Genomic DNA, 19834 nt, shown 5'->3' on the forward strand with positions numbered 1-19834 from the left:
CCTACATTGCCTGCCCAAGCGCACTGATAACGGCATTTTTAATTCCGTTTGAGGAATAGGTTGCGCCGCTGATGGTATCGACATCAGGAGATTGTGCATCAATAATATTGTCAATAATCTTTACTGCCATATCAAGGTAGGCAGCATCTTCGCCGGAAGCAGAGTCGATGTTAATCGATTCAATTTTTCCGCCATTTATCACAACCGTAACATCAATGTTTCCGCCAAAGCCCTGCGCGCTTCCGGTGTAAGAACCGTCTTGGAATCCGGTAGAAGTTGTAGATGTGGCTCCGGTAGCTTCCTCATAGTTTTGAAGGGTCTCCTCATAGGAGGCTACGTCATTTTCAAGTTTGGCAATTTCGTCAGCCTGAATACGGTAGAGAGTGATAGCCTGATAGATACAAAGGATGGCCACAATCGCAATAAGAGCGACCATGCTTTGGAAAAAGATTTTGTATTTGCTTTTCATTTGATATTTCCTCGTTTTGTTCTATAGTTATTAGTCTGGCATATTATTAAGTAGTGCATAGGAAGCTGTGACATTGACGACCTCTTGCTGATATTGTGAGAGTGCTTCGTTAGCAGCTTCAATAATACCCTCAGATGAGTAGGTGCAACCACTTACAATGTCAATATCCTCTGTGGTGCCGGACTTAACAATCTGGGTATAGACACCGGTATACGTGCCTTTTCCGTTAGCTGCCCATTTCATATATAGTTTATTGGTCGAATTCGTTGTTGTAGAATAAGTACCAATTGCGACAATGAGACCATCGCGAATTGTGACCGGTATGGTCACATCATAAGGCGCAAAGTCACTACCGGAGTAATCTTTGTTAATGGTCACGGTGATGTTGTATGTATAAGACGGTGAGCTATTTGTCTCATCGGTTTCTTCTGTGTTTTCTGTGGTGTTATCCGTGTTGGTGTCTGTGGTTGTAGACGAATCTGAGGTATTCGTGCTATCTGAACTTTGCGTCACAAGAGCCTTTTTCAAAGCTGATTTGACAGCTTCAATAATTCCGGAAGAAGAATAGGTTGCTCCGGAAATCACATCAACATCGGTTGATTGAGTGCTGATAATAGAAGCGATTACACCCTTTGCCTTTTCTAGATATTCCGGTGTTTCATCCGGAGCATCTGTAATCTTGATGGCCGTAATCTTGTTGGACTTGATGGTAACTGAGACCGTAATCGTTCCGCCCCATCCCTCAGCACTACCTGAGAAAGTGCCATCCTTAAAAGTAGAATTGGCATCAAAATTATCGCTGGAAGAAGCCGGTTTTTTGTTGGAATTATTGTTGCTGGAATTTGCGTTCGTACTGCTATCCTCATCGGTGGTGGCACTGTCATCACCGGCAGCTTTCGCTAGCGCGTTACGGACCGCTTTGATGATTCCATTAGAGGAAAATGTAGCTCCGGAAACCGTATCTACATTGGTTGTCTGTTCACTGATAATGTAATTTATGACCGCTTTTGCTCTTGCAAAGTAAGCCGGTGTTTCAGAAGAAGCACTTAGGACGTTGATGGACTTGATAGTGTTGTCCTTGATAGTGACTTCCACTTTGATCAGTCCGCCCCATCCTTGAGCAGAACCGGTATAGGTTCCGTCTTTGTAGGTGGATGGTTCTTCAACATCGGCCAATTTGTCAGCATCCCCTTTGTTGGTATCTTCCTGAGGTAAAGATTCCTGCTCAGGAAGTGCAATCTCATCGGTAGAGGCAACTTCGGTAGCAGCCGATTCTTTAGCTTGTATAGTATAAGTCGGAGCAGTATAGGAAATAAGACTTGCGCCAACTGCAACGGCAACAACGCCTGCAGGAACTACATATTTTAAAATAGATAATTTTTTTAAAAATTCGGTATTTTTTTTCATTTGGCGATTCCTTTATTTGCGTTTTAATATAGTTACATCGTAGTCAGAAGAAAAATCATCCGCGATATCTTCTGATACATAGACTTGGTCATTTTCATCCATCAAAATGATAGAAAAATCATCCGCATGCTCTTGCCAGAACTTTGTTGCCGCCTCTAAATCCATGACAAATAATGGTGTGTCATAGCCATCGGCATCAGTTCCATCATCCGCAACAACGGTAACGGATTTTAAAGAACTGGTAGTAGGGCATCCGGTTGAAGGATCAAAGATATGACGATAAATTATGCCATCTTCTTCAAAATAACGCTCATAGCCACCGGCAGTAGTGACTGCTTTATCGGTCACTTCTAAGACACCCATATAGTCAGTGGCACCATTGTAGACATCCGGATTTTGAATTGCGACCTTCCAGTCAGAACCATCCGGCTTGGCATTGAGCGTTTGGACATTGCCGCCGAGCGAGACAAGACCGCTTGTTATGCCGTATTTTTCAAAGATACCCATAACCTGTTGAGAAGCATATCCCTTGGCAATTGTCCCCAGGTCAATCATCATACCTTCTTTATCAAAGGTTACGGTGTTATCTTCTATATGAAGCATGTCGGAGCCAATCAGTTCTAACAAGGATGAAATGGTAGCTTGATCGGGTACTTTATAGTCCTGTGTGGTAAATCCCCACTCATAGACAAGTGGATAGACCGTAATGTCATATGCGCCAGAGGTCTGTTCATAATATTCTAACGATTTTTCAATCAAATAAGCTGTTTCATCGGATACGCTGCCTCCACCATTGGCGTTAATTTGAGCAACTTCGCTGCTTGCGATATTGGTGGAAAAGAGATCTTCTAGACGATTGATTTCCGTGGCAGATGCAATCAGTGCATCAGAACAAGTCTCTTGATCACCGTAGGCAGTTAATGTCATATAGGTATCCATCGCAAACAGTTCAAGAGAATAAGAATCGTTTCCGTTATCTACAACCTCATAGGTTTCGTTATCGGAAGCGCTTGTATCGCCTTCTGTTGAGGAAGGATCCGAAGAGGCTTTGGAACAGCCGCATAGTGCAGTCAATCCCAAAATCCCGATAAAAAACAGAGCAATCATTCTTTTTTTCATAATAATTCACCTTTTGTTTCAAATGTCTAATAAAGTTATATCGAAACTAACTTAAAATCATACATATGGTAAAGGAATTTGCGAGAAAATGCAATAGCAAAAATAAAAAGAGTTGCTAGATGCTGTTTTTGTCACAATAGTGTCTTTTTTTAGTGGCGTTTTTGTGTATTGTAAATGTGAAGCAAGTTCCTTTGCCGGGTTCGCTCTTAACTTTAATGGATTCGCCCAGACGGTGAACAATTTCTTGTGCCATTGAAAGGCCGAGGCCGCTTCCGGAGAGATTGCTGCTGTCATCTACTTTGTAGAAACGCTCAAAGATATGAGGCAAATGTTCCGCAGCTATGCCACAGCCGGTATCGCAGATATGAATGTCGACATAATCGGAATGAGGCGTGCTATCAATAGACAAGGTATCACCGGGTTGCATAAATTTCATAGAGTTATCCATAAGAATCGTGAGGAGTTTATGGATCATGGAGATATCCGTGTATAATGCAGGTAATTGGTGAATGGAAGGATTTAAAACAAAATGAATATCCAGATTTTCACACCATTCCTGATAGCGTGAAAGAATTGGATTAAAGATGTCGTCCCCGAAGGCTGTGACCTTGTTTATTTCCTGATACGGGTCTTGCAGTTTGGATAATTCAATGATGTCTTTTACAGTATGATCAAGTCGTTTTGACTCACGTAGGATAATCCCATAATATTTAGAACGTGTTTTTTCATCAAGTGAGTCAATCTCGGATAAAGTGTCTGCGATAGCTGAGATGGAGGAGATTGGGCTTTTAAGTTCGTGAGATACATTTGCAAGATATTGCTGATGAATCAAACGAACACGGTCGTTGTAGCGTGCAATGAGAAACAGACTTAAGCATACAAGAAGATATGCAGGTGTATATATGAAAAAGTATGCCATATATACAGAATTTAAATAAGTCAGATAATGCCCAAGGATGATCATGGAAGGTTTGTCCTTATCATCGCTGATGCTTTGACCGGCTAAGGATAGAAATTGTCCGGTTTTCATATCGAAGATTACAACGTAGAAGGAATCCTTATTTTGGTTGCGCAATACAATATTTTCAATTGTGGAATTGATGTTAAGATGGTGGCTCGGGCCGGCGAGAAAAGTAAGTTCACCGGATTTAAGCAGCAAAGTTGTGAGATTCATATTGCGAATATCAACGGGCTGATAGCCGGAAGCGACATATTCACTTGCGTATTGCGCGGCTTCTTCACGCAGTCCGTGCTGAGAATAACGCTGAAAGAGCAATAGGATAAATGCTCCGACAAGGAATAATGCAATATAGATTATGATGCTGTATACGAAATATCTCTTCTTGATAGAAAACATTATGCTTTTTCTCCTAAACGGTATCCGACACCGTAGACTGACTGAATCTCAAAAGTTGCAGTTGAGTCGGGAAGTTTTTTTCGGATTCTTTTTATGACGGCATCTACGGAACGGGTATCGCCGTAATAATCATATCCCCACACATTTTTCAATATTTGCTCGCGGTTTAGCACTTTATAAGGATTGGAAATTAAATAATATAAAAGCATGACCTCTTTTGCGGTCATATCGACCTTGTTTTTGAGTACATAAACAGACAAGGTATCGATATCAACGGTTAGTCCGTGAAATTCTCGAATGGTTGCACCATTATCGGAGAGATGTTTGTTTCGATCGATAAGCTTTTGTGCGCGAATGACGACTTCACGAGGAGAAAAGGGTTTCGTGACATAGTCATCCCCGCCCATTTCCAGACCGATTATGCGATCAAATTCTTCACTTCTGGCACTTAGAAATATAATAGGGATAGAGTATTTTTTCTTTATGGTCTGACAGATTTCAATTCCGGACATATCCGGTAGCATCACATCTAAAACAATAAGATCGAAAGTAGTATGCTTAATGCAATCTAATGCTTCGTGAGCGGTGTAGGCACTGCGAGTGCTTAGATGGTTGCTTTCAAAAAATTGGGTTAGACTTTCATGAACGGCTTCATGGTCGTCGCATATTAGAACAATAGGTTGATTTGTGGTACTCATTATATAAAATTCCTTTCAAAATGTAATTTAACAATATGTTAATAAACAAGATAAAACATAAGTATCAAAGCATAGAAATGCGACAGAAAAAAGACGCAAAAGTAACACTTTGAGAACTTTTGAAAAAGTGCTTGCACAAATAAAACGCCAACTGTATGATGTGGTGGATTAGCGCAGACTAATAAGAATTGCTAATCGGCAACTAATATGATACACGACATACAGGAGGAAGAAAAGTGAAAAGTACGAAAAAGTTATTAGCACTTGCATTGGCTGCGGCAGTCGTAGTCTCTGTAGCACCACAGGTTTCGGCTCAGGCGGCAACCGTGAAAGCCAAGGGTTATACGATTTCAAAAAAAGCGGGAACGTATAATAAGACAATTACAATCAAACTGAAGGCTAAGAAAGGGTACAAAGTATATTACACAACCGGAAGCACTTTGAAGACAGGTAAGGTTGTTAAGAGTACCAAGACAAAAACAATTACCATCAAAAAGACAACGAAGTTAAAAGTATATGCTGTGAAGTCAAGCACTAAGATTACAAACAAAAAGTTAAAGACGAAGAAGGTTAAGAAGGCAACAAAGACTTATATCTATACCATCAAAAAGACTTCAAGCAGCTCTAATAGTAGTACAAGTAACAATACAACGAACAATAATTCAAGTACCAACACGACACCGGTAACAACGACAGCTTATAAGTATGTAACTATGAACGTTCCATATACAGATTTTTATGCTGCATACAATCCAACTGATACCGCTGTATGGGAAGTGGAAGAAGGCGTTGACGCGGTATCGACGGCAACAACAAGTAAGTTCTTAGGAACAGATGGACTTGCAAGAGGAACCTATAATAACGGAACTTATATTATGGGCGTTACCCTTCCGGTTCGTGTGACAGAAAGCGATTATGCAAAGCTTGCATCAAATCTGACAGCAAATGATGATTATTATTTTGTAGATCTTGCCGAGGAGCCGACCGCTTATTCCACTCTTACAATTGACTCGAATGGATCATATAGCTTTTCTGCTATGGCAGCATCAACATTGAATACGGCGTCTACTTTATCAGTAGGAGAACAGAGCCTTACAGCTGGTTATGGAGATTACCAAATTGATCTTGTGGGAATTGGTACCGGTGCAGATGCAGATGTAAAGGGAATTGCATATAAGGATGCAAACGATACAGTAGCTTATAAAGATGCCGTAATTTATGGTGCAATTGTAGATATGACAACGACAGATAATAAGACAGCATCACTCGCAATGACTGCACTTGAGAATTTATGGTATGGAACAAAAGTAGCGGATGTACAGATTGCATGGTCTATTCCGGAAGGTCAGGGGCTTTGCAGAGCTCATAATAGTGCTGAGGCAGGACATTATTACTGGTTTGAAGGAACAAATGGAGCAACAATTAATGACGTTCGCGTAATCACAAGTGAAGGTGTTATCACAATTGATGCGGTGGATCTTGATTCCGCTACCGATGGAAACCAGACTGCATTAGCAAAATATTACGATGGAGATTTATCAGGATTCACTTATACATTTGATGCAAGCAGCGTAAGCTTGAGCGGAATTCCAACAGAATTGGAAAATGCAAAAGTTTCTATCTATACAACATCAGGACATAGCAGTTCTTATGTCGTACAGAACGCAGAAGTTACAAATGGACAGGCTACTGCGGATTTGCTAGCTACAATTGTAGATGGATCAAAGTATACTATTTCAATTACATCAGATAACTATGGTCCGATTTTGAAATATTATGCAACACCGATTACTGCAGATCAGAAAACACAGTTACAAACACTTGTGGATCAGGCAAAGGCAACAACAGGATATGACAATAATGCAGATCTTAAGCAGCATGTAGCAGAAGCTGAGGCAATGCTTGATGAGAGTACAACAGCAACTTCTTATGATGCAGCAGACCTGATTAGTGAACTTGAAGAGAAAATCAAAGCAACATATCCGACACTCACATTTAGCGCATCACTGACAGGAACAACGTTAACGCTTACCGGCATTACGATAGCGGATATAACAAATGGTACCTACAAGGTTGCATCAGGTTCTGGATATAAGACAACAACATACGCAAGTGGCTCTTTAACAGATACTACTATCACATTGGATAGTGCACCGGAAGCAGGAACTTCCTTAACTGTGACGATTTCAGGTGATAACATTCAGGATTCTACATATACATTTACAACAGAATAATAGTACTTTATTTTGGTAGGAGTAGTACTCTGAGGCTGAGATTGTTTTTGGGAAACGGTTCTTCGTGATGAACGAGAACCGTTTCTTTTGATATAGTATATTATTCAAGTTGGAGCGAGTCTTGACTCACAAACTGAATATAGGAATAAAAAAGACAAAATATGTCAGAAAAATGTGGACACAAACATGAGTTAGTGATAGAATATTCGAAGTTAGCCAGCTCTCTCTTGAGTTTGACGCGTGACGCAAGAGATATAGTTGCTACACACAAAGAAACTAAAGTGGACAAAACAGGAAATAGGAGGTAATGAGGGCTTTATGAAAAGCAATTCTATCATTAGCAAATTAGTTGCCGGAACACTATCGGCAGCAATGGTTTTAGGAAGCGGTGCAATTTATACGCTAGCAGATGAGGACACATCAACACCATACAGCACAGAAGATAATACTTCGCTGACAGATGTTGCGATGTCATCGTCTACAAGCATTGGAGGAATCACATACTATTATGTAGATGCGTCTTCGGTTACCAATTTTAGTACCGTGGAATTTCGAGTGGATGTAACCAATCGAAGAAGTAGTACAACAACTTCTTATTATTATCCATCTACTGCAGTAACACAGATTTCAGGAACAAATTATTATTATGTAGCAGCTCCGGGTTCTACGCCGCTTAGCGGAGCATTATATGGATATGATGATGAAACCGGAACAGCAACCACATATGCAGATTTTTACAGCAGTAAGGGTGTTACGATTTCGGGATCGGCACAAGAAGAGTTTGATGCAGTAACCAGTGCGACAAATTATACCAGTCATCACGCAGGTGATATTTCGTCGCTCGTAACATTTGGTACTTCGTCTACGACAGATGAGACTACAAATGAAACGACAACAACATACATTAATGGGTTGAAATTAGGAAGAACTGTGGAAAGTGTAGATGCGGATACGTATGTGGAAGCGGGAATTAAAAGTGCAGCAGGATTGGCTTTGACGACAGAGCAGGAAGAGGCACTTGCACTTACATTAAAGGAGAATCCAACCGTAGCACCGTCTGCAACAGAGGTGACACCGGTTGTATCAACGGCGTCATATACATCTTCGAAGTATGGTACAGGTGAATTTGTAATCAGCTTTGATGACACTGTAGATGGTTGGACATGGAGCGAATACTGGGATAATGTATATGCTGCAACTATCAGCGACGGAACCAATACAGCCGGAACTGTACACTGGATTGATTTATACGGTGAGATGTCAACAAGCGGTGCACATTACAATAAGCTTGAGATTTCTGTAAACAACGGAGAAAGCGTAGGAAGTAATGCGGCAACGGTAACAAGATTCGCTGATTTTTATGATGATAATAACGAGTTAAAAGCAGGAGACTATACAATTACCGTATATGCAGAGGGTTATGAAACAATTACAGCTACAGTTACGGTAAAAGCGTCAACAGTATCTTTGGATGATATGACAGCGGTATATACCGGTGAGGCGATCTCGGCAGATGGCGCCAAGGTAACAGTAGGCGAGGATGAGGACACTAGTAGAACGGTAACATATACATATTACAAAGATGCACAAGGAACACAGAAAATTAACGCATCAGAGATTGTAAATGCCGGAACTTATTATGTGAAAGCGTCGGTATCTACAGGAACCAACATGCTGCCGGCAGAATCAGACATTGCGAAATTGACCATCACAAAAGCGGATTCACAAATTACATTGGCAGATAAGACCGTGATCTATACGGGAAAGGCAGTAGCAGCCGATACGGCAACGGTGAGCGGAAGTACAGGAGCTGTTACCTATAACTATTACACAGATAAGGCGTGCACAAAAGAAATCAAGGCTGCTCAAGTAGTAAATGCCGGAACTTACTACGTAAAAGCAACGGTTGCTGCAGATACAAACTATGCATCCGCAACATCTAACGTTGCCAAGATTACAATCAAAAAGGCAGCCGGAAGCATTAGCGCAAAAGCAACAACCAAGAAAGTAAAGGTAAAGAAGCTTAAGAAAAAAGCAATCAAGCTAAGTGTGGTTTCGGCGTCAAAGACAGGCGGTAAGCTGACCTACTCTATTTCTGGAAGCAAGAAACTTTCTATCAATAAAAATACCGGTAAGATCACTGTAAAGAAAAAGACGAAGAAGGGAACTTATGCAGCAAAGGTTACCATCAAGTCACAAGCTACCACGAATTACACGGCAGCGAGCAAAACGATTGAGGTGAAAGTAAAAGTAGTAAAGTAGATGTTCCATTTTGGAGTATATGATATATGGAAGAAAGCGGTTCTTTTTAAGAGCCGTTTTCTTTTTTTGAAAGCATACTATATATTAATGAAGAAAAGGGCGTTTGTTTTTTGTATGGAACGAAAAAAGAAAAGGCTTGACACTTTAAAATAACGCGAATATAATAATAGGGCATGCGTAGAAATGGGCGCATACTATAAATATTTACAGGAGGTGAAACACATGCCAACATTTAACCAGTTAGTAAGAAAAGGTAGACAGACATCTGCAAAGAAGTCAACAGCACCAGCTCTTCAGAAGGGTTACAACTCATTAAAGAAGAGACCTACAGATACTTCTTCTCCACAGAAGAGAGGTGTATGTACAGCTGTTAAGACTGCAACACCTAAGAAGCCTAACTCAGCTCTTAGAAAGATCGCCAGAGTACGTCTTTCAAACGGAATCGAAGTAACATCTTATATTCCGGGTGAAGGCCACAACTTACAGGAACATAGCGTTGTTCTGATTCGTGGTGGTAGAGTAAAAGACTTACCAGGTACAAGATATCACGTAATCCGTGGTACACTTGACACTGCAGGAGTTGCTAACAGAAAGCAGGCTCGTTCTAAGTACGGAGCTAAGAAGCCTAAAGACGCAAAGAAATAAATAGAATTCTTTGTAACAACCAATAGTATCACAAACGAACTTATGGTTAGTGTTGGAAAGTGAAGTAAAACAATTTTGGTTTTGCACACTCCCCATGGGAGTTTTATATATTTCCGCGCGAACACATTTAGGGATACATGTGAGTACCGTTGAATTAATCGAACAAAATTTAATGATTAAGGAGGGAAGTAACGTGCCACGTAAAGGACATACTCAGAAAAGAGAAGTATTAGCTGATCCTATGTACAACAGCAAGGTAGTAACTAAGCTGATCAACAACATCATGTTAGATGGTAAGAAAGGCGTTGCTCAAAAGATTGTATACGGAGCATTCGAAAAGATCGCAGAGAAGACTGAAAAGCCTGCTCTTGAAGTGTTCGAAGAAGCTATGAACAACGTAATGCCGGTACTTGAAGTAAAGGCAAGACGTATCGGTGGAGCAACTTATCAGGTACCGATTGAAGTAAGAGCTGACAGACGTCAGACATTAGCACTTCGTTGGTTGACCATGTTCTCACGCGCTCGCGGAGAGAAGACAATGGCTGATAGACTTGCTAACGAAATTATGGATGCAGCAAATAATACAGGAGCATCTGTAAAGAGAAAAGAAGATATGCACAAGATGGCAGAAGCAAACAAGGCTTTTGCTCATTACAGATTCTAAGCCGCCGCCAATTATCGCTACGGTATAGAAACATTAAATTAGGAGGAAAAAATCTTGGCTGGAAGAGAGTATCCATTAGAGAGAACCAGAAACATTGGTATCATGGCTCATATTGATGCAGGTAAGACTACATTAACAGAGCGTATCTTATATTATACCGGTGTTAACTATAAGATTGGTGATACTCATGAAGGAACTGCTACTATGGACTGGATGGAGCAGGAACAAGAAAGAGGTATCACTATTACTTCAGCCGCTACAACATGCCACTGGACAGAGCAGGAAAACTGCAAGCCGAAGGCTGGTGCTTTAGAGCATCGTATCAATATCATTGATACACCGGGTCACGTAGACTTCACAGTGGAAGTTGAGCGTTCACTCCGTGTACTTGATGGCGCCGTTGGTGTCTTCTGTGCAAAGGGTGGTGTAGAGCCTCAGTCAGAAAATGTTTGGCGTCAGGCTGATACATATAACGTACCTCGTATGGCATTCATCAATAAGATGGATATCTTAGGTGCGAACTTTTACGGAGCTGTAGATCAGATTCGTGAAAGATTAGGCAAGAATGCAATCGTTCTTCAGTTACCAATCGGTAAAGAAGACGATTTCCAGGGTATTATAGACCTGTTTGAAATGAAAGCCTATATCTATAATGATGATAAGGGTGAAGATATCTCAATCGTAGACATCCCGGATGATATGAAAGATGATGCAGAACTTTATCATACAGAACTTGTTGAAAAGATTTGTGAATTAGATGATGACCTTATGCTTCAGTATTTAGAGGGTGAAGAACCTGAAATCGCTGATATGAAGGCTGCACTTAGAAAAGGAACTTGTGAATGTACAGCGGTTCCTGTATGCTGTGGTTCAGCTTACAGAAACAAAGGTGTACAAAAGCTTCTTGATGCAATCATCGATTATATGCCGGCTCCAACAGACATCCCTGCTATCAAGGGTGTTGATATGGAAGGTAATGAAATCGAAAGACATTCATCTGATGAAGAACCTTTCTCAGCATTGGCATTTAAGATCATGACAGACCCATTTGTTGGTAAATTGGCATTCTTCCGTGTTTATTCCGGAACAATGAAATCAGGATCTTATGTGTTAAACGCAACAAAAGACAAAAAGGAACGTGTTGGTCGTATCCTTCAGATGCATGCAAACAAGAGAGAAGAACTTGACAAAGTGTATTCTGGAGATATCGCAGCAGCAGTAGGTTTCAAGCTTACTACTACAGGTGATACTATCTGCGACGAACAACATCCTGTAATCTTAGAGTCAATGGAATTCCCAGAACCTGTTATCGAGCTCGCAATTGAGCCTAAGACAAAAGCAGGTCAGGGCAAGATGGGTGAAGCTCTTGCTAAACTTGCAGAAGAAGATCCTACATTCCGTGCTCATACTGATCAGGAAACAGGTCAGACAATCATCGCCGGTATGGGAGAACTTCATCTGGAGATTATCGTTGACCGTCTTCTTCGTGAGTTCAAAGTTGAGGCAAACGTTGGTGCACCTCAGGTAGCTTACAAAGAAACATTTACAAAGCCTGTTGATCAGGAATATAAATATGCTAAGCAGTCAGGTGGACGTGGTCAGTACGGACACTGTAAAGTTAGATTCGAGCCTATGGATGCAAATGCAGAAGAAACATTCGCATTCGAATCAGAAGTTGTCGGTGGATCAATTCCTAAGGAATATATCCCTGCAGTTGGTGAAGGTATCGAAGAAGCTGCTCAGGCAGGTATCCTTGCAGGATTCCCTGTACTTGGTGTAAGAGCTGTTGTATATGATGGTTCTTATCATGAAGTCGATTCATCAGAAATGGCATTCCATATTGCCGGTTCTATGTGTTTCAAGGAAGCTATGGCTAAGGCAGAACCTACACTTCTTGAGCCAATCATGAAGGTTGAGGTAACCATGCCGGAAGAATACATGGGAGATGTAATCGGAGATATCAATTCACGTCGTGGACGTATCGAAGGTATGGATGACCTTGGCGGTGGTAAGATCGTTCGTGGTTATGTGCCTTTGGCTGAAATGTTTGGATATTCTACAGACCTTCGTTCTAAGACTCAGGGTCGTGGAAATTATTCCATGTTCTTTGAGAAATATGAGCCGGTACCTAAGAATGTAGCGGAGAAAATTATTTCTTCAAAAGACAAGTAAAAGTGTTGAAAAACATAATGAAATTTAATATAATCAAAGTCAGTTGAGACTAGGATTATTTATATGACTATTCAGGTCAATCAATTTAAGGAGGATTTGCAAAAATGGCAAAAGAAAAATTCGAGAGAACTAAACCGCATTGTAATATCGGTACCATCGGACACGTAGACCATGGTAAAACAACTTTAACAGCAGCTATCACTAAGGTTTTATCTGAAAGAGTAGAAGGTAATGCAGCTACTGATTTCGAAAACATTGATAAGGCTCCAGAAGAAAGAGAAAGAGGTATCACAATCTCTACAGCTCACGTTGAGTATGAAACTGAAAAAAGACATTATGCTCACGTTGACTGCCCAGGCCATGCTGACTATGTAAAGAACATGATCACTGGTGCTGCTCAGATGGACGGTGCTGTACTTGTAGTTGCTGCAACTGACGGTGTTATGGCTCAGACAAAAGAGCATATCTTACTTTCACGTCAGGTAGGTGTACCTTATATCGTAGTATTCTTGAACAAGTGCGACATGGTAGACGACGAAGAGCTCATCGAATTAGTAGAAATGGAAGTAACAGAGCAGCTTGAAGAATATGGATTCGAAGGATGCCCAATCATCAAGGGTTCTGCTCTTAAAGCTCTTGAAGATCCTAACGGAGAATGGGGCGACAAGATCATGGAACTTATGTCAACAATCGACGAGTATATTCCAGATCCAGAGCGTGCTACAGATCAGCCATTCCTTATGCCTGTAGAGGACGTATTCACAATCACAGGTCGTGGTACTGTTGCAACAGGTAGAGTAGAGCGTGGTACTCTTCATCTTAATGATGAAGTTGAAATCATCGGTATCAAAGAAGAAACACAGAAGACTGTTATTACAGGTATCGAAATGTTCCGTAAGATGCTTGATGAAGCTCAGGCTGGTGATAACATCGGTGCACTTCTTCGTGGTATCAACCGTGACCAGATCGAAAGAGGTCAGGTACTTGCAGCTCCTGGAACTGTAACTTGCCATACAAAGTTTACAGCTCAGGTATACGTATTAACAAAAGATGAAGGTGGACGTCATACTCCATTCTTCAACAACTATCGTCCACAGTTCTACTTCAGAACAACTGACGTAACAGGTGTTATCCAGCTTCCAGAAGGAACAGAGATGTGCATGCCTGGTGATAACGTAGAAATGACAATCGAACTGATTCATCCAATCGCTATGGAGCAGGGTCTTACATTCGCTATCCGTGAAGGTGGACGTACTGTAGGTTCTGGTAGAGTTGCTTCAATCATCGAATAATTTCGAGTGATTGATCACAAAGTTCGTATTCATAAGTCTTCCGAGGATTTTCCTCGGGAGGCTTTTTTTATGAAATCACTTTAGAAATAGGAGTATAAAAAGGAAGAGATGGTGTATAATTAAAGTATAAGGAGGTGCGAAAATTATGAATACTATAATTACAATTAGTCGTGAAATCGGAAGTGGTGGACATGCGATTGGTAAGATGGTAGCTGAGAAACTAGGAATTCCTTTTTTGGATAAGGAATTTATCAATGAAGTGTGTAAAGAAACCGGAATTGATAAAAAATATGTAGAGACGCAAGATGAGTCAGGTTCGTGGTCGAATAAGTATTTTAATACGAATTTTTATAATGCATTATATCTAGGCGATCCACAAGATAGTATCTTTAGAGCGCAGCGAGAAATTATTTTGGAACATGCCCAAAAAGGACCGTGTGTAATAGTGGGCAGATGCGCGGATTATATTTTGAAAGAAGCCAAAATAAAATGCTTAAATGTCTTTATATATGCCGATAAAGAACTTCGTGCCAAGACACTAAAGGTTCGGGATGAAGGTGTAACAAACGAGAAAGTCCTTGCTAAGAAAGATAAAGGACGAAGGTTTTATTACAAATATTATACGGATCAGACATTTGGAGATGCTAAGAACTATCATATATCAATTGACAGTGGATTCTTTGGAATTGAAAAGAGTGCAGACTTGATTATCGGAGCATTGAAAAAAGTGGATGAATCATAAAAAAAAGCAGTTGTTGCAAGGAGTTGCAACAGCTGCTTTTTAGCTATATAGTAGCTTCAACATCTTTTTTAAGAATATTTATTTTTTGAATGATTTCATCTAGAATGGTGACGGTCTTTTGGTCAGTTGCTAAGAGTTTGCAAAGACTTGTTGATAAAAACATATCCGCAATCTGTTTGTCAACGCAAGGAAGAAAACCGCCGTGTAACAATAGATGGTCATTGTGTGTCTTAATATCAATCAAGATTCTCTTAAGATTGTCAATAAGAAGGCGAAGCGTTTGAATTTCGCCTTGAAGATCATTGGTGTCAAAATACATAAAGGTGTCCTGGGCAAAGGAGCTTGCTCTAGTATCGGAAACGTCGTATAGGGTAGCTGCGTTATATTTAGCAGTGGTAGCAACCTGGAGTGCTTCTTCGATTTTGGTAAGGATTTGTTGATTGTCCATAGTGAATGCCTCCTTGAATGATTAGAATGAATATTATGACTATAGTATAACAAATTAGTAATGCAAATGAAATTGACATTTTCATCAAAGGAGAGTAACATGAACAGCAAATGCGACTTTTATCTAGGGGGGAAAACCAGACAGAAAGTGAGCATAAGATATGAAGAAATTTTTGGCGTTTGTGCTGATTGCAGGAATGATGACCGGATTTGTACCGGTTAGTGTAGCTGCAAACACAGCCGGACACATGCAGACACAAGATGGAACAGAGATAACAATTGTTAATTCCGTTGAAGAAAGGATGGCGATAGAAGACATCCAGGCAGATTTGACAGATGCTAAGAAGACATGTCATGTAAATCTGGAAAGCGGAAAAGTATATGACAGTGAAGGAACAGAGACTTCGCTGCATGAGGAACTTGGAATTTCGAAAGAAAAAGAAGAAGACTTTTTTGACGGAACCAAAAGTGAGAATAAAAAGGAATTAAAAGCATATCTGGAAGACCAAGGGATTTATACAACATCGCAAGAGGGAGATGTTCTTACAATCGGTTATCCGTATCAGCTTAAACGAGTGATTGTCGATGCAGATGCATTGGAAAGTGGGGATCAATTGATTAGTACCTACAATGCAAAAGCAGTCATATATGACTCTACGATGAATCATTATATTCTGAGTTATGATACAGAAAAAGAGACAAAGAATGCCTATGATAATCTTGCACAGGAGTATGGAACGACCTATGTGTGTCCGGATATTTTAGTTTCTGCATATGAGACAGCAACTAGCGCATCTACAAGTTCAACGACAACAGACTGGGGCGTAACGACGATGGGACTGGATGAAGCCACACAGGACGCAGAATCTGGTTCACAAGAAGTAGTGGTTGCGGTATTAGATACCGGAATTTATGAAGATCATGAGCTGTTTGAAGGAAGAATATTAAGTGATTTATCCTATTCTTATATTACGCAGTCCTCATCTCAAGGACCATTTCGACCATGGGAATCTTCTTATGGCACGACAACAGACACATCGGATGTTGATGATGATAATGGACATGGAACACATGTAGCCGGAATTATTGCGCAAGGAACATCATCGAATGTAAAGCTTATGATTGTCAAGGTTATGGATGCAAATGGAAGTGGCTCATTAGAAGATATTGCAAGTGCTGTAACCTATGCAACGCAAAATGGCGCGGATATCATTAATATTTCAGCCGGAGCAGAAGGCGTATATTCATCCTATGCATCTTCCTGCGGACTTGAGTCTGCACTGGCGAGCGCTAAATCCCAAGGGGTATTTACAGCTGTCGCATCCGGAAATGAATCAGAGGATATTGAAGATGCATATTGTTATCCGGCGTATAGCTCTTATGTATATACGGTGGGTTCGGTAAATTCATCGTTGACCGTGTCGTCCTATTCGAATTATGGTAGCAGTTTGGACTTTGTAACTCCGGGAGAAAATATCACAAGTGCGTCCACAACGGGGACATCGGCATATGTGACGTATTCCGGAACATCGATGGCGACACCGTATCTGTCAGCAGCAGCGGCAATGGAAAAGACCTTATATGGAGCTTTAGATGAAAGTTACGATCAGGATGATATTTATGCAGCGCTAAAGTCTATCAGCACGGATCTTGGAGATAGTGGTTATGATGTTTATTATGGATATGGGATGCCAAGTTTTCTAAATACGGCATCACAGGAAACTTCTAAGGGAGTAAGTTCTTCTAGTTGGACGACAAAGACGATTACCATAACTGCATCAAATGGAGCCAAACTAAAATACAAAATAACCAAAAATACGAAAACTGCAACACTGAAAAGTGTTGTAACACAAAAGAGTAAAATTACGGTTCCTGCGACTATTTCCTACGATGGAGTTACCTATAAAGTGACCGCAATCGGTGCAAAGGCATTTAGTGGCAAGAAGAAAATCAAGACAGTTGTAATTGGAAAGAATGTAACCACAATTGGGAAAAAAGCATTTTATAATGCAACGAATCTTAAGACCATTAAAATAAAGTCTAAGAATCTTACGAGCGTAAAGACAGGAGCGTTTAAGAAAATAAAAGAGGCTGCGACAATCTATTTGCCGTCTTCTAAGTATAAGAAATACAAGACCATGATTAAGAAGACCACATCTTCTACCAAAATTAAATACAAGAAAAGATAAAAAATGCCGGCCCATTTACAAGGCCGGCATTTATTTACATACGAAGCAGTAATTCGCTTTCGATGATTTTGCCGTGTCTGATGTATTTACGTGGAACACGTTTGCTGACTGCGCAGGTCAGCTCGTAAGGTATGGTGCCGGCTAAAGCGGCAAGTTCATTGATGGAGTTAGATTCACCAAAGACCTCCACTTCGGAGCCGACATCGACGTGTGGTTTATCGGTTAAGTCAATCATACACATATCCATGCAGATCTTACCGCGAACCTCAGCCGGACCATCGACGGTCATAAGCGAGCAGCGATTGGAAAGTGCACGGAAGAATCCGTCGGCATAACCATATGGCAGTACGCCGATTCTGGTAGTCTTGTCGGTTGTGTAGATGCCGCCGTAGCTGATGGCAGTGCCGGCAGGATACGTTTTGATGGTGCTGACATTGGTCTTAAGAGCCATGGCAGGTCTAAGACCAAGTTCCTTGGCAAAGTCACCATAGCCGTACAGTAACAGGCCGGGACGCACCATATCCAGATACGTCTCAGGATAGCGCGCAACGGCACCGGTATTGGCGCAGTGGCGAATGGCAAAGGAGTGACCCCACTTTTCTTCAACTGCTTTGATAACATCCGTAAATAATTTGAACTGATGCTCGGTATAAGCTTTGCAATCTTCTCCCGGTTCGTCGGAAACGGCAAAATGTGTGAAGATACCTTCCGTTTCAAGACCCGGCATCTGAATGGCCTCTAAGATGCCGTCAACGCCGGTATCAAAAAAGTCGCCGTCGCATAAGTAGCCAAGGCGGGACATGCCGGTGTCGACTTTGATATGGACTTTCAGTGTGCCACCACACTTTACGGCTTCTTCACTGTATTCAACAGCCTTTGCCTTACAGGTGACGGCCTGGGTAATGTTATATTTAATCAGATGTTCGACTTCGTCTTTAGGCGTATGGCCGAGAATTAAAATCGGAAGTGTAATATCGTTAACGCGAAGCTCTACGGCCTCGTCGAGACTGCTGACGGCAAGATAATCGCAGCCAAGTTCCTGTAACAGGCGGGATACCAGGATGGCGCCATGGCCGTAAGCATCCGCTTTTACAACACCGAGAAACTTGACATCAGTGCCGATTCTTTCTTTTAATACATAATAATTATGAGCCAGGTTGTCGAGAAGAATCTCGGACCAGGTTCTTCGAAGTGTTGATTCCATAATAATCGTTCCTTTTATTTTTAAAAATCTCCTTCGCAGTTGTAGCTGCCAAGAATCTGAAATGCATAGGTTTCGTTCATCAGCTGGAAGATCAGAGCCTGCGTTTCCTTACTTAGCAGGTTAGCTTCAATCTCCGCGTAAAATTCGTAGTTCCATTCGAGCTGTTCATTTGGCTGCGAATGAATCTCTGTCAGATTCACGTTGTAGTCGGAAATCATCGAGAAGATACTTGCGATAGAGCCACTCTTGTTACGGCAGACGAACATAATCTTGATGCGGTTGTGATTGGGAAGAACTACAAGATGCGGGCTGAATAAGACCACCTTCTTGCGCACTCCGCTGTCATTGACAATATCGCAGCGATTGATGTAGAGGTGCTCGTTCACCAGCATGGAATGAAGTTCCTTAGAGGCGGAAATGCTCACATCCTCTAAGATGCCGATGCCGGCGTCGACCTGCTTGTTTTGAATCAGTTGTCCAACCTGAGCGAATTCATCGACAGTTGTGACAAGGTCTTTGCTGACCATGTTGCAGATGTACAGCTCGGATTTTTTCATGGCAATCTGACTCAAAGAAGGTTCTTCGGTTAGCCAGGTCAGATCCAGGCAGTCGCGAAGCTCAAGAGTGCGGCCGTACTGATATTTACGGCTGACTTCCATGATACGTTTAATCAGTGCGATATATTCTTTTTTTATATCCGGTTCAATATCGGTGGTCAAACGGTCGATGATGGCGATTTCGCGATCCGGTTTGAAGATGTCATCGCCGGTTTGTGCTTTCACCTGTGCGACCTGATCGGCCAGTTCCATACGCTCTTGAAAAAGCGCTTTGATTTCTTTATCTACGCGGTCAATATTATGGCGAATTTCGTCTAATGTCATAGGATCCTCCCAGTGTTTATTTTTCACATTCTATGATTATAGCACAATAACA

The 19834-nt window shown here is 41.2% G+C and carries 16 protein-coding genes; 8 read left to right on the forward strand and 8 right to left on the reverse strand.

What is annotated here, in order from left to right; translation table 11 throughout:
- Position 1: 1 nt before the first annotated feature.
- From BLS20_RS08840 to BLS20_RS08860, 5 genes are all read right to left on the reverse strand, one after another.
- Positions 2-469, reverse strand: coding sequence for an FMN-binding protein (locus BLS20_RS08840; protein WP_242870560.1), 468 nt, complete (start codon positions 467-469; stop codon positions 2-4).
- Between the two features lie 30 nt (positions 470-499).
- Entirely contained in the window at positions 500-1876 is a 1377-nt protein-coding gene (locus tag BLS20_RS08845) for an FMN-binding protein (RefSeq protein ID WP_090174013.1), read from the reverse strand.
- Positions 1877-1888: 12 nt separating this feature from the next.
- Positions 1889-2995, reverse strand: a complete 1107-nt coding sequence (locus tag BLS20_RS08850; protein WP_090174014.1) for an FAD:protein FMN transferase — start codon at positions 2993-2995, stop codon at positions 1889-1891.
- 115 nt (positions 2996-3110) lie between these two features.
- The gene (locus BLS20_RS08855; RefSeq protein WP_090174015.1) at positions 3111-4352 is read right to left on the reverse strand and encodes a sensor histidine kinase; all 1242 of its coding nucleotides are present in this window, start codon (positions 4350-4352) and stop codon (positions 3111-3113) included.
- A complete protein-coding gene (locus tag BLS20_RS08860; protein WP_090174016.1) occupies positions 4352-5050 on the reverse strand; it encodes a response regulator transcription factor in 699 nt (232 codons plus the stop codon). Before BLS20_RS08860 ends, BLS20_RS08855 begins: the two co-directional genes overlap by 1 nt.
- Positions 5051-5286: 236 nt before the next feature.
- On the opposite strand from BLS20_RS08860, the gene BLS20_RS08865 reads away from it, so the two are divergent.
- The 7 genes from BLS20_RS08865 (at position 5287) to BLS20_RS08895 (ending at position 15061) form a co-directional block, all read left to right on the forward strand.
- Positions 5287-7284 carry a hypothetical protein gene (locus BLS20_RS08865; RefSeq protein ID WP_090174017.1) on the forward strand — a complete coding sequence of 666 codons (1998 nt, stop codon included), beginning with the start codon at positions 5287-5289 and terminating at the stop codon, positions 7282-7284.
- Positions 7285-7602: 318 nt separating this feature from the next.
- Positions 7603-9546, forward strand: a complete 1944-nt coding sequence (locus BLS20_RS08870) for a PEGA domain-containing protein (protein WP_090174018.1) — start codon at positions 7603-7605, stop codon at positions 9544-9546.
- A gap of 222 nt (positions 9547-9768) precedes the next feature.
- Positions 9769-10191: a 30S ribosomal protein S12 gene (gene rpsL, locus BLS20_RS08875; RefSeq protein ID WP_090174019.1), complete on the forward strand. Its 423-nt coding sequence runs from the start codon at positions 9769-9771 to the stop codon at positions 10189-10191.
- A 193-nt stretch (positions 10192-10384) separates the two neighbouring features.
- Positions 10385-10855 (forward strand): 30S ribosomal protein S7, encoded by a 471-nt coding sequence (rpsG, locus tag BLS20_RS08880; protein ID WP_207645156.1) that lies wholly within the window; start codon positions 10385-10387, stop codon positions 10853-10855.
- 54 nt (positions 10856-10909) lie between these two features.
- Complete coding sequence (fusA, locus tag BLS20_RS08885) at positions 10910-13027, forward strand: elongation factor G (protein ID WP_090174020.1); 2118 nt, start codon at positions 10910-10912, stop codon at positions 13025-13027.
- A gap of 104 nt (positions 13028-13131) precedes the next feature.
- Positions 13132-14319, forward strand: a complete 1188-nt coding sequence (tuf, locus tag BLS20_RS08890; protein WP_090174021.1) for an elongation factor Tu — start codon at positions 13132-13134, stop codon at positions 14317-14319.
- 145 nt (positions 14320-14464) lie between these two features.
- Entirely contained in the window at positions 14465-15061 is a 597-nt protein-coding gene (locus BLS20_RS08895) for a cytidylate kinase-like family protein (protein ID WP_242870561.1), read from the forward strand.
- A gap of 43 nt (positions 15062-15104) precedes the next feature.
- Here the strand turns inward: BLS20_RS08895 and BLS20_RS08900 are convergent, their stop codons facing one another.
- The gene (locus tag BLS20_RS08900; protein ID WP_090174023.1) at positions 15105-15509 is read right to left on the reverse strand and encodes a hypothetical protein; all 405 of its coding nucleotides are present in this window, start codon (positions 15507-15509) and stop codon (positions 15105-15107) included.
- A 160-nt stretch (positions 15510-15669) separates the two neighbouring features.
- Between BLS20_RS08900 and BLS20_RS08905 the strand changes: the two genes are divergently transcribed.
- A complete protein-coding gene (locus BLS20_RS08905) occupies positions 15670-17697 on the forward strand; it encodes a S8 family serine peptidase (RefSeq protein WP_090174024.1) in 2028 nt (675 codons plus the stop codon).
- Between the two features lie 34 nt (positions 17698-17731).
- Here the strand turns inward: BLS20_RS08905 and alr are convergent, their stop codons facing one another.
- On the reverse strand, positions 17732-18901 hold the full coding sequence (alr, locus tag BLS20_RS08910; protein WP_090174025.1) for an alanine racemase: 1170 nt from the start codon (positions 18899-18901) through the stop codon (positions 17732-17734).
- A 20-nt stretch (positions 18902-18921) separates the two neighbouring features.
- Entirely contained in the window at positions 18922-19782 is an 861-nt protein-coding gene (locus BLS20_RS08915; RefSeq protein ID WP_090174026.1) for a chorismate mutase, read from the reverse strand.
- Positions 19783-19834: the final 52 nt, after the last annotated feature.

It is taken from the genome of Eubacterium oxidoreducens, from assembly GCF_900104415.1.
Taxonomy (GTDB): domain Bacteria; phylum Bacillota; class Clostridia; order Lachnospirales; family Lachnospiraceae; genus Eubacterium_C; species Eubacterium_C oxidoreducens.

Bases quoted from the DNA above. Each gene is read 5' to 3' on its own strand.
- BLS20_RS08840 (WP_242870560.1), bottom strand. From the start codon at position 469: ATGAAAAGCAAATACAAAATCTTTTTCCAAAGCATGGTCGCTCTTATT.
- BLS20_RS08845 (WP_090174013.1), bottom strand. From the start codon at position 1,876: ATGAAAAAAAATACCGAATTTTTAAAAAAATTATCTATTTTAAAATAT.
- BLS20_RS08850 (WP_090174014.1), bottom strand. From the start codon at position 2,995: ATGAAAAAAAGAATGATTGCTCTGTTTTTTATCGGGATTTTGGGATTG.
- BLS20_RS08855 (WP_090174015.1), bottom strand. From the start codon at position 4,352: ATGTTTTCTATCAAGAAGAGATATTTCGTATACAGCATCATAATCTAT.
- BLS20_RS08860 (WP_090174016.1), bottom strand. From the start codon at position 5,050: ATGAGTACCACAAATCAACCTATTGTTCTAATATGCGACGACCATGAA.
- BLS20_RS08870 (WP_090174018.1), top strand. From the start codon at position 7,603: ATGAAAAGCAATTCTATCATTAGCAAATTAGTTGCCGGAACACTATCG.
- rpsL (WP_090174019.1), top strand. From the start codon at position 9,769: ATGCCAACATTTAACCAGTTAGTAAGAAAAGGTAGACAGACATCTGCA.
- tuf (WP_090174021.1), top strand. From the start codon at position 13,132: ATGGCAAAAGAAAAATTCGAGAGAACTAAACCGCATTGTAATATCGGT.
- BLS20_RS08895 (WP_242870561.1), top strand. From the start codon at position 14,465: ATGAATACTATAATTACAATTAGTCGTGAAATCGGAAGTGGTGGACAT.
- BLS20_RS08900 (WP_090174023.1), bottom strand. From the start codon at position 15,509: ATGGACAATCAACAAATCCTTACCAAAATCGAAGAAGCACTCCAGGTT.
- BLS20_RS08905 (WP_090174024.1), top strand. From the start codon at position 15,670: ATGAAGAAATTTTTGGCGTTTGTGCTGATTGCAGGAATGATGACCGGA.
- alr (WP_090174025.1), bottom strand. From the start codon at position 18,901: ATGGAATCAACACTTCGAAGAACCTGGTCCGAGATTCTTCTCGACAAC.
- BLS20_RS08915 (WP_090174026.1), bottom strand. From the start codon at position 19,782: ATGACATTAGACGAAATTCGCCATAATATTGACCGCGTAGATAAAGAA.